This window comes from Runella sp. SP2 (assembly GCF_003711225.1).
GTDB lineage: Bacteria > Bacteroidota > Bacteroidia > Cytophagales > Spirosomataceae > Runella.
Genome location: NZ_CP031030.1, coordinates 5,327,860 through 5,338,868 on the forward strand (window position 1 = coordinate 5,327,860; position 11,009 = coordinate 5,338,868).

Sequence of the window (11,009 nt, forward strand, 5' to 3'; positions counted from 1 at the left end):
AGATTGAGGTTTGATAATCGGTATTTGTCAATCGCGGTTGTGAGCAACCGCTCACACAGAGGCGTGGTTGTGAGCAACCACGTGCACAGAAGCGCGGTTGTGAGCAACCGCTTACACGGGCATTAGGATTTGTTTTTTGCTTCTTTGATTCGTTTTTCCCAGTCCTGACCCGCCTTTTTCATGTCAATGCCTTGGGCTGAGAGGTAGTTGTTGATTTTTCCTTTGTACTTGCCAAACCACGCATGTTTTTTCTCCGACGTATCGGCGTCCATGGCCAATTCACGCGCTTCGGTGAGCCACGTCAGGATTTGGGCTTTTTGAGTCTCGGTCAAATCGGGCAGCATTTCTTGGTAGCCTCGGTAGGTTTTGGGCAATACCCCGTACGTCATTCCGTCTTTGATTTGGTCAACTTGGGCGGGCGTAAGTTCTTTGGCGAGATCGGCCAAGTAATTTTTGTGCAATTGCCCCAATCGGACATTCGTTTCTGCCTCCAACTGTTTTGTTTTTTCTTCCGACGGGTCGGTCAACACTTTTTTAGCTGTTTTTACACCTTCGTGAAGGATATTCAAATCGAGGTATTGCTTGGCGACGCGGTGGCTTACCCGCTTGAACTGAGCAGAATCAGGCAGTTGTAATGCCGCCACTATCTTTTGGGCACGCTGCATTACTACTTGTTCGTAAGCAATTTCTTTGTCGTTGGCTTGCCCCAATGCAGTCGTGGCCACAGCCCAGAAAACAAACAACAATCTTTTCATTTTCAATTAGTTACATTTATTTAAAACTCTTTCAATTCAATTATTTGCCCTTTTTGGATAACCAACTCTCGTACTTTCCCTGCGTAGCGAAGGGTGCAAGGATTGCCCGCCATAGACTTGATTTTTACGTAGGTGAGTTTGCTTTGTTCCCAACTAAAATCCAGTTCAAAACCACCACGCGCTTTGATACCCCGCACCATTCCTGTGGGCAGGTCGGAAGGCAACGCGGGGAGGAGGTCGATGTACTTCGTGTGGCTTTGTAGCAACATCTCGACGATGCCCGCTGAGCCACCAAAATTGCCGTCGATCTGAAACGGTGGGTGGGCGTCAAACAAGTTGGCGTACGACCCACCTGCGCCCGAAGCAGGGCGCAACAGCATTTTGACCATTTTTTGGGCGTGTTCACCGTCTTTAAAACGTGCCCAAAAATTGATTTTCCACGCCAAACTCCAGCCCGTTCCTTCATCGCCACGGTACAGCAGCGATTGGCGGGCGGCTTTGGTCAACTCAGGTGTTTCGTCCCAATTGATTTCATTACCTGGGTGTAGCCCCCACAAGTGCGATACGTGACGGTGTTTGTTGGTGGTATCGTCTTTGTCTTCGAGCCATTCTTGCAACTGTCCGTATTTCCCAATTTGGTTGGGGGCAATTTGGGCGTAAGTAGTTTGCAAGGTTTTACGCCATGCCTCGTCGGTTTTTAGTACTTCCGAGGCCGCAATACAGCTTTTCAGAAGCCCGCGAATAATTTGGTGGTCCATCGTTGGGCCTGCTACCAGCCCTCCGTTTTCGGGAGAATTGGAAGGCGTACTAATCAACCAACCCGTTTTGGGGTCTTTGACCAAAAAATCCAAAAAAAAAGCCGATGCCTCTTTCATGATTGGATAGGCGGTTTTTTGCAAAAATTCACGGTCTTGGGTAAATAAGTAGTGCTCCCACAGATGCTGACAAAGCCACGCCGCCCCTGTGACCCAGATGCCGTGGTTGGAGGCGTTGATGGGCGTGGTATTCCGCCAAAGGTCGGTATTGTGGTGCAGCACCCAGCCGCGTGCGTTGTAGTAGGTACGGGCAGTTTCGTGACCTGCGACCGACAGTTCCTTTATCATTTCCAACAACGGCTCGTGCAACGGCGAAAGGTTGAGCACTTCGGCTCCCCAATAGTTCATTTCGGCGTTGATGTTGGTGGTATATTTACTTCCCCAGGGCGGAGCTAATAAGTCGTTCCAAATTCCTTGCAAGTTGGCGGGGCGTGTCTTGGGGCGTGAACTCGAAATCAACAAATAACGGCCATATTGCACGTATAGCGCCATCAAGGCGGGGTCAACGTTTTTCCCAAATTGATTGAGACGCTCGTTGGTTGGCAGGTTTTCTGCTGCGCTTTTACCGAGGTCAATCGAAAGCGTTTGGTAATACGATTGGTATTCTTTAATGTGCGCTGCTAGTATTTCTTCGTACGTTTTTTTGCCAATTTTCGCCATGGTTTGTTGGCACAGCGCTGTGGGGTTCGCCGTAATATCTTGATAATTGACGTAGTTGGTAGCGGCTGCTAGGTAAAACGTGACGTTGTCAGCTTTTTCAATTTCAATGCCTTGGTCGGTGCATTTAAGCGTGCCATTTTGCAACTGCACTGTCAGGTAACTTTCGCCTTTCAATACGCCATTTTTCACTTTTACTGACAATGCCAACGTCTGATTGTCCACGCGGCGAAGTAAGTAGCCTTTGTGCGGACTGCTCAACACGGCAGTGAGGGATAAACTGGCTTTGCGGTCAGCTTCTAAGCGAACGACCATGACTTGCTGAGGTTCACTCACAAAATACGTTCGGGTAAAATACGTTCCATTAGCCCGAAAACTGGCTTTACAAAGTGCGTCCGACAAACGAAGCTCGCGGCGGTAATCACTGATTTCACCCAAACCTGAAAACGTCAACGTCAAATCACCAAACGGCTGGTAGTCGGCCTGATACTTTGGCGTCGCAGGCGGGTTATCATCCTGAATTTTATATTTCCAAGGTTTTACCAAGGAAATCAATGCAGTCGGTTCGCTTTCGGGATACAATCCAATGTGCCGCGAAGTATCTTTATAACCTGCGATTCCACCTTTGTCGAAAAAGTTAATCACCTGAACGGCAATTACATTGACACCTGGTCTCAATAAATTGGCAGGGACACGATATTTTCTGGGTTCAAGGCTGTTAGTGGTTCCAATCAACTGCCCATTGACGTACGTAAGGTCATAATCACGAATGCGGTTTAGGTCCAGCACTACGTTTTTCCCTTGCCAATTGGCAGGAATATCAACCGTGGTACGAAACCAAACGGCACCGTCCAACCCTTCAAAACCAATGGCTTCCCATCCTTCGTAAGAAGGCACAGGCATGGTTTCCCAGCGGGCGTCATCAAAGTCCATCGACGCAGGATTTCCAGCCATCCCCTTCAAAGCCAGCATGTCAGCCGTCCATTGTTCTTTTTTGCCTTCTTGGGTTTTTAGCCCCATAAAATGCGCTTCGGCTAGCTGTTCGGCGGCTTTTTGTTTTCCTTCGGCCAACAACTGACGGATTTCGGCCAAGTACTTCGCCGCGTTTTGACGGTTAGGGTTACGCGGCTCGCCCGTCCAGAGGGTTTCTTCGTTGAACTGAATACGGTCTTTTTGCACTCCCCCAAACACCATCGCCCCTACTCTGCCGTTGCCAATGGGCAACGCCTCTGTCCATTTTTCGGCAGGAGTATTGTACCACAGTTGGTAGTCCTGTGCGTACCCCCAAAAAGGAAGTAGGAGAATATGAAAAAGGAGTTTTTTCATCCGTTTAAGAAATCTGGAAAACAGATTTGATGTATTGGGTATTCGCTCCGAAATTTTTCTTGACGTTGTGCGGCTCTTTGGCATCCCGCGAGCGCTCAATGACTAGCCAGCCTTCCCACTTCATCTCGTCGAGGGTTTGTTTTACTTTTTTAAGGTCGAGGCGGGTATTATTTTCCAGCCAAACTCCGTCTTCATCAGTGCAATGAATTTGGCAAATGCGCTTGCGACCCAGTAGTTTAAGCTCTTTTAGCAAATCACGGCCTGCTTTGAGCGGGTTGGAAAAGTTGAAATAGATTTGAATGTGTTTTGAGCCTATTTCTTTCAATAATTCTACTTCTCCTTGAGCGTCCAATGACGTTTCGATACCAATCACTACGTCGGCTTTTTTGGCCATGTTCCCTACTACTTTGAGTCGTTCTACGATGGCAGGGCGTAATTCGGGGTTTTTCACCAAATCCCCCTGAACGCCTAGTGGCAAAAAACCCACTTTCACATTCATGGCCTTCATGGTATCGATGCAGTCTTGCACCATACGCTGGTAAGTGGGGCGCGTCGCAAACGATTGGGCATAAAAACCCGTCATTGCCAGCGAACAAATCTCTAACTGTAACTCTTTGGCTTTGTCCAAAAACTGCTGGCGCACTTCTGGCTTAGCCAACTGACTATCAAAGGTTTCCCGATTACCCAAACCGCCCATGTCGATTTCTACTCCGTCGGCGCCAATCTCTTTGGTTAGCTGGAAAGCGCCTAATTTTTGGCGTTTCAAAATCATCAAATCCACCACCGCTACTTTGTAACGACGGTTTGAGCCAGCCCACCCACGCGCCCCTCCCAGTAGCATACTTGCGGCTAGTAAGCTAGTGTGTTTCAGGAATTGACGGCGATGGGTGAGCATGGGTACTTTATTTATGGTTATTAGAGGACTCGGTTAATTGGGTAATTTGAAAAATTAGCAAATTTGAAAATGGTGTAACTAAAATCATTTTCAAATTGCCGAATTATCACATTTTCAAATTATTACTCTTTCGCAGCTTCAATTGGCTGGGGCGCTTTATAGCCTTCCAAAGCAGGCCATTGGCCGTCTTTGATGGGTACTAATTTTAGTTTTTTGGGGTTGACCACGGCATGTTTGATACGTTGGCGACGCCACGTATAAATCACGTGAATCATCCCGTCGGACGTCTGAATCACCGACGGATACGAATACTGGCTAATGGGCGAATCTTCCAAAATCACCGCCGCTGCCCATTCTTTGCCATCTTTCGAAATAGAGAGGTGCAAGGGTGTGCGAGGGCCTTTGGCCAAATCACCTGGTGGCAATACGTGGTTGTAAACCAGCGCATGACGGCCGTCTTTGAGCGTCACGGCGTCGGTACCAGAGTTGTTATTGGGCAAACTTGATTTAGCCAATTCCGACCAAGTTTCGCCATTGTCATTTGACCATGCTTCCACTAATGCACGGTTTCGGCTGCGGGCCAAAATCTGCAATTTGCCTTTGCCATGGTCTAAAATGCTCGGTTGAATGGCGTTGAGGGTTTTGCCGTCGTTGATGGGGCCAATTTTTCGCCACGTTTTGCCAAAATCAGAAGTTACTTCAAAATGAATTTGCCAACCGCCTTTGCCTTCGGTGCTGGTCGGGCTCATCAAGTTTCCGTTGGAAAGCAACACAGGTTTATTTTTAATCGGACCTAAAAATCCTTCGGGCAGGGCTTTAGCTGCTGACCACGTAAGGCCGCCGTCGGAAGAAGTTTTTAACCAGCCTTTCCAAGCCGATGGGCTTGGGCCAATTTTGTAGAACAACATCAAATCTCCGTTCGGGATTTGGTACAAAACGGGATTCCAACACGCATAGCGAAGCTTCTCATCGACGATGCCGTCGGCTACATTTTGTGGAGCTGTCCACTTGCCATTTACTTGACGACTTACCCAAATACACACGTCGGGATTGCGTTCTTTGGTCCCCCCAAACCAAGCTGCGACCAACCCTTTGGGCGTTTCGGCGATGGTTGAGGCGTGGCTCTCAGGGAAAGGTGCTGTTTCAAAAACAAATTCATCTACCACTACCCCCGACTGCCATTTGGCCAATTGCGAAAAAGCAGCTTGAGTGACGACTAAGCAGAAGAAAAAGGGAATAAAAAAACGTTGGATTACCATGAAAACAAAAGCTAATTGTATTATTTTTTTTGTTAACCACCTCTGACAAACGAAGAAAAAAGCAATAAAAACAAAAGAAAGTGAAAGAATTTTCTTTTTTCTTTTCAGGACGCTTGTCCTTTTTCTTCGCCAATGAACTCATCAGGACTTCATTGCGTTGAGGTAGATTCTTAAAAAAAGGCTTTTTGAGCCATTTTAAGGGGTTTTTGCAATTTTTCAAGAATTATCCACCAAAACCCGATGACAATTATACTTTTTTTTAAAAAACTAACCTTCCTGAACTGTCTGCTTGAATAGAACTTTAGCTTTATTTATTAGCAATAAAAAAGGGAACAAACTGCTCCCTTTCTCGAAAAAATACGAAACTATGATTTGGTTAAAAAAGGCTACCTTTCTTTCGTTTCAAAAACCTTGTTTAAGAACCGAACGCTGTGGTTTAAGACGGGTTCAAACCAAGGGTGAAACAGTACAAACGTATGCGGCGCGTCGGGAAAAGAATGGACCTCAGAATAGATATGAAGTGCATCAAGTTTTCGCCGCATGTCGTCACGACCAGCGTGCATACGCTCTACGGAGCTATTGACAAACAAAATAGGAGGCGTGTTTTTGTCCACGTGGTTAAGCGCACCTGCTTCGTGCCAAAGCTCAGGTTTTTGGGTTTTGTTGTAGCCAAACCAATACGTAGCCGCCGAAATCCCTCTGCTATCGTCACCTTCTCCCGATTCGGGATGAATAAAGGCCAACGTTCCATCTAAATCAACAATGGCGTTGACGCGGCTTGAGAAAGCCATGTACTCGCCTTGACTTCCCTCAAAAGCAGGATTGTCGTTGGTTGTTCCTAACAAAGCCGCCAATTGTCCTCCCGCCGAAAAGCCTAAAGAGGCAATTTTATTGGGGTCGATGTTGTATTTTTTGGCATTGGCCCGCACCCAACGTACCGCCGCTTTCAAGTCATGAACGGCAGCGGGGTACAAGGCTTCGGTCGAAAGGCGGTACTCCACTGTGACAGCCACAAAACCTTGTTCCGCCAGTTTTTGCGCCAAAGGAATGTGGTGCGTGCGGTCGCCCGAACGCCAGCCGCCACCATGAATCACCAACACCGCTGGACGAGGTTTCTTAGACTTGCTTTTGGGATAAAACACATCCAACTGCAAATTGCGTGTACCCAACGCACAATAAGTCAGATTACGCTCTTCGGCCACCGTATTCGGCAGCGGAAACGCTACTTTAGAGGCTTTGGGATACTGTTTTTGAAGCTGAGAAAAAGCTTTGGGTACGTTAAACGAAGTATCAGGGACGTTGGTCAAGCCAAAGGTCAACAACGGCCCTTGCGGGTTCCAATTATCTTTACCTGCAAGCACCTTCCAAATCGTATATCTTTGAGCTTCGATTTCGGTCAACTGTTTTGACCAAGGCACTCGTTTTGAAGCCGTTGCACCCGCGCCTTTTGAGCCATATTCGGCATAAAAAGTAGTTTTTTCGGCATGGGTTTTATCCCAATTATGCCAACCTTCGGGCTTCACCACGTTGGACATGGTACAGTTCAAAAAAACAGTCTGGGCATAATCTCGCCACGGCCGCCCTAAATACACACTCGCCTCTGGCGATTCGCCATCGAGCGTACATTCGTTAAATACAAATCCGTGGGCTTGTCCTTGCGGCGTAGAGGCTGCCGTGTAGTAGCCACCTTGCAACTTTGAGCGTATGTGGCATTGCTGAAAGTAGGCCGTTGCCCACCCGAAAATAAAATCAACCGTTCCTTCAATGTAGCAGTTTTGGTAATATTGCCGCGTTCCTTCCCGCTTGGGATAGAGTGTATCTTGGCATCCTAAAAAGCGACAGTTGACAAAACGAGCACGGTCACCATCGACCAGCATAGCCACGGCCTGTCCAACGGGGCCTGCGGAGTTGGCAAAGGTGATATTGATGGCTGTAAAGTCGTTGGCTACAATGCGCGTAGAGGTCGAAGTGGTCGTGCCTAATTTAACACCTTGTGGGTTTATTTTTCCCGAAAAATCATCGTACGTTAGAACCGTATTTTCGGGGTCTTCGCCCATGATAGTCACGTGGTTTTTGGTCGAATCGAGCGTCAGTTTTTCTTTGTAAATCCCCTTTTTGATACGAATGAGCACGTCTTTCATATTGTTGAGCGGGATAGCATTAAATGCTGCCTGCACCGTTGTAAAGTCCCCCGAACCGTCTTGGGCCACAATCAGCAGATTTTTAGGCGCAGTTTGGGCAAATAACGACCCCGCCAACAAAAGGCCTACAAAAAAGATTTGTTTCATACTTCACTTTTTAAATCACGAAAAGCCGCAGAGTTTCAAAGAATTTAAAGACAAATTACTGCTATTATTCAAACTGTAAACAGTAAACTCAAAAACCCTAAACTTAAACTCTACTTTCCCCATTTTTGAACCCAATTTGGGTACTCCGTTGATAAAAGCTTAGCAGGCCAATTTCCATAATAGGCATAGCCAACACGGCGTTCGTTTTCGATTTCGGCCAAGGTTGCCCTTGGGACACTATCTCGCCCCGTAAAAAAGGGTTTATTGGTATCGAGGTTGTAAAAACGCGCCCACAAGGTCGAGTTAGGGTCGGCGACCACGATACGGTCTTTCCCTTTTGGCTGCGACGCATCCACGATGGTATCCACCCGAATTCCAACGATTTTTACGGATTCCAACCACGCCACCGCTGCTTGAATGGCTCTTTTAATTTCGGGCGAAGGGTTGTCGATGGCCATTAAAAACTGAACAATTCCAACGCTTTCATTCCCACTCAGTGAAGCCAACTCAAACGCCCTCGCCTTGGCTGGGAGTAAGGTTTTACGGTCGTGTTGGGCACACCAAGCCGTCAGTTTCCCGTGCTGAACGTACTGGGTTTTCAGGATGCAGTCGATTCCCTTCGCCATTGCGGCTTTGGCTTGGGGAATCAAGGTTTTTACTGCATCAAAATCGTTTTTTCCCTCAGTAATGTTTTTAAAAACCCACATCACATCTATCATCGCTTGGTCGTTGTACGTGATGTGTTTATGGTATCCACTGGTATCTGGGAAGAACTGTCCCCAGCCTCCTGCAGCATTTTGCGCTGTCAACAAGTACTTTACTCCATTTTCAGCGGCTCTCAAATAGGTGGTATTTTGGGTCTTTTTGTAGGCCAACACCAGCGCATTGATTTCGCGCGTGGTTGCTTTATCGTCGATGGTCGCGTCAAGTTTACCTTTTTCGGAAAGCAGTGCCGCTTTTTGTCCATCCGTTAGGCTGAGGTTATAATTAATAGGATCTCCCCCTGGCTGAGGCCAACCACCGTTGTTTCGTTGGTATAACAACATCCGCTCAGCGACCGAGTCTTTCACAACTTCAACTTCCCGAAAGCTTTGAGCTTTGTCTTTAGGAACTCCAACTTCCCGAAAGCTTTGAGCTTTCGGGAAGTTAGTTCCTGCTTTGCACCCCATAATGAAGCCGCAAAGTAGTAAGAAAACAAAAGATAATACCCTCATTATTAATACCCTGGATTTTGCTTCAACTTACCTTGATAAGCATCCACCGTTGCTTGGTCGTACGGGAACAATTCGCTTTTACCCGTCACGAAGAAACGAGCAATACCCGCGTGCAATTGCACTCCATCAATGAGGTTAGTTGTTAGGTGCTGACGCCAATCCAGGCGCGTCCAGCCCGTAGGGGCGGTTGTTAGCGTAGTTGGTTGGTAGAAAGAATTCATCCACTGAATTTCTTCACCGTTGTTTTTCCAAAAAATATACCGAGGAACGTTGGCATAAGCCCCTTTGGCATCCCGAATGTCTTGAATTTTTTGGCGGGTTTCGGCGATTTTTTGGGCCAATAAATTCCAACGAATTAGGTCAAATTTACGAATTCCTTCGCTACCAAACTCAAGATAACGCTCATTAACAATGGCATTAAAGAAGCCATCTTTGTCGGTAGGGGTTTTTCCAATTTTGCTTTCGTTTCCTTTGTACGCTCTCTTACGAACCTCCTCAAAGGCTGAAATCGCGGCCGCTGTAGGCCCACCATTCAATTCATTTTCTGCCTCCGCAAACATCAATAGTACATCTGCAAAACGAATCAACGGCCAGTTGTAGCCAGGATTGAGAGCTGTACCTGGCAACAAAGGCACCCGCCAATCTTTACGGAATTTACCATCCGTGATTTCCCCCAAACGGCGCGGCGACTTAACATTGGTAGCAGCCACAGCATACAACGTTGTCGTTACATCGCGGCGCGTATCGGTAGAGTCAAAGGCATAAAAATAGTTAGGCAACACCAACAAACCTCCTCCTCCTGAACCATATCGTGAGGCTGCATTGACCGATGGGCCATTATAATTACCCATACGACTATCAGAATTGGAGTTTGAACCTCCCGCACCCACTTCAAAGATGATTTCGCCGAAAGGATCGTAAGTAAATGAAGTCAACTTACGCCAAATATCTTCAAAACTTGGATTAAGTGTATGTTCTCCCCGCTTGGCCAATAGGTCGGCGCATTCATCACGCGCAATTTTGATGTAGGTTTGGTAATCGGCATTACGCTCAATTTTACCATTGCTACGCAACGAATACCCGCCGCGAAACATGGCTAACTTCGCTCGAAGCGCTTTTACCGCCCCTTTCGTCACGCGTTCGTTGCGCACGGGAATTTCGGTTCTCCAAGGCACAAGGTCGGTGGCTACTTTGAGGTCATCAATGAGTTTTTTGTATGTCTCATCACGGTCTGACTGCGGAATAAACAAATCGGTTTGTTTATAAGCTGGCGTAAACGGCGCAGGCACATCGCCCCAGTTGCGAAGCAATTCAAACATAAATTGGGCACGAAGCGTCAGCACTTCTCCGTGCAAACGACGTAGTTCTTTTTTTTCGGCCTCGCTCCCGTTGTTATAGAGCGCCATTTGTGGAATCTGTTCAATGCACAAATTGGCTTTTTCAATACCACGGTACAATTGCAAAAACGGGTTACGAATTTCGGTATTGGTCAACAACAACTGATAACGGCCAATGCCACGGCGGCCGTTGTCGATGTTTCCCGACACAATCATTTCGTCCGAATCGTACGGATAATACATGTTGATACGAATTCCGTAACCGTTGTCACCCATCAGTTCGTCATAGACGCCAATCACGGCGTTGGTGGCATTGGCAAGGTTAGAAAACGCGTCCGAAATGCTAATTTGGGACTTTGGTTGTACCTCCAAGTACTCCTTACAGCCCGTCACCGTCATCATCGTTACGGCAAACGGGAGACCCAAAGTGGCTATTTTTTTAAGTAATTTATTCATTTCTATC

Annotated in this window: 7 protein-coding genes; all 7 read right to left on the minus strand. The window is 47.1% G+C overall.

The window, feature by feature from the left end; all coding sequences use genetic code 11:
* Window positions 1-122 precede the first annotated feature (122 nt).
* The 7 genes from DTQ70_RS21445 to DTQ70_RS21475 all read right to left on the minus strand — a co-directional run bounded on the left by DTQ70_RS21445 (window position 123) and on the right by DTQ70_RS21475 (window position 11,002).
* Window positions 123-755, minus strand: a complete 633-nt coding sequence (locus DTQ70_RS21445) for a DUF3826 domain-containing protein (RefSeq protein ID WP_122932710.1) — start codon at window positions 753-755, stop codon at window positions 123-125.
* Between the two features lie 20 nt (window positions 756-775).
* Window positions 776-3,553, minus strand: a complete 2,778-nt coding sequence (locus DTQ70_RS21450) for a glycosyl hydrolase family 95 catalytic domain-containing protein (protein ID WP_122932711.1) — start codon at window positions 3,551-3,553, stop codon at window positions 776-778.
* A 4-nt stretch (window positions 3,554-3,557) separates the two neighbouring features.
* A complete protein-coding gene (locus DTQ70_RS21455) occupies window positions 3,558-4,448 on the minus strand; it encodes a sugar phosphate isomerase/epimerase (protein ID WP_122932712.1) in 891 nt (296 codons plus the stop codon).
* Window positions 4,449-4,570: 122 nt separating this feature from the next.
* Window positions 4,571-5,707: an exo-alpha-sialidase gene (locus tag DTQ70_RS21460; RefSeq protein ID WP_122932713.1), complete on the minus strand. Its 1,137-nt coding sequence runs from the start codon at window positions 5,705-5,707 to the stop codon at window positions 4,571-4,573.
* A gap of 386 nt (window positions 5,708-6,093) precedes the next feature.
* A complete protein-coding gene (locus tag DTQ70_RS21465; protein ID WP_122932714.1) occupies window positions 6,094-7,995 on the minus strand; it encodes a pectinesterase family protein in 1,902 nt (633 codons plus the stop codon).
* A 110-nt stretch (window positions 7,996-8,105) separates the two neighbouring features.
* Window positions 8,106-9,209 carry a pectate lyase gene (pelA, locus tag DTQ70_RS21470; RefSeq protein ID WP_229599987.1) on the minus strand — a complete coding sequence of 368 codons (1,104 nt, stop codon included), beginning with the start codon at window positions 9,207-9,209 and terminating at the stop codon, window positions 8,106-8,108.
* Window positions 9,210-9,211: 2 nt separating this feature from the next.
* Window positions 9,212-11,002 carry a RagB/SusD family nutrient uptake outer membrane protein gene (locus DTQ70_RS21475; protein WP_122932716.1) on the minus strand — a complete coding sequence of 597 codons (1,791 nt, stop codon included), beginning with the start codon at window positions 11,000-11,002 and terminating at the stop codon, window positions 9,212-9,214.
* Between the last annotated feature and the right edge of the window lie 7 nt (window positions 11,003-11,009).

Coding starts and splice junctions, on each gene's coding strand:
- DTQ70_RS21465 (WP_122932714.1), bottom strand. CDS start 7,995: ATGAAACAAATCTTTTTTGTAGGCCTTTTGTTGGCGGGGTCGTTATTT.
- DTQ70_RS21455 (WP_122932712.1), bottom strand. CDS start 4,448: ATGCTCACCCATCGCCGTCAATTCCTGAAACACACTAGCTTACTAGCC.
- DTQ70_RS21460 (WP_122932713.1), bottom strand. CDS start 5,707: ATGGTAATCCAACGTTTTTTTATTCCCTTTTTCTTCTGCTTAGTCGTC.
- DTQ70_RS21450 (WP_122932711.1), bottom strand. CDS start 3,553: ATGAAAAAACTCCTTTTTCATATTCTCCTACTTCCTTTTTGGGGGTAC.
- DTQ70_RS21475 (WP_122932716.1), bottom strand. CDS start 11,002: ATGAATAAATTACTTAAAAAAATAGCCACTTTGGGTCTCCCGTTTGCC.
- pelA (WP_229599987.1), bottom strand. CDS start 9,209: ATGAGGGTATTATCTTTTGTTTTCTTACTACTTTGCGGCTTCATTATG.
- DTQ70_RS21445 (WP_122932710.1), bottom strand. CDS start 755: ATGAAAAGATTGTTGTTTGTTTTCTGGGCTGTGGCCACGACTGCATTG.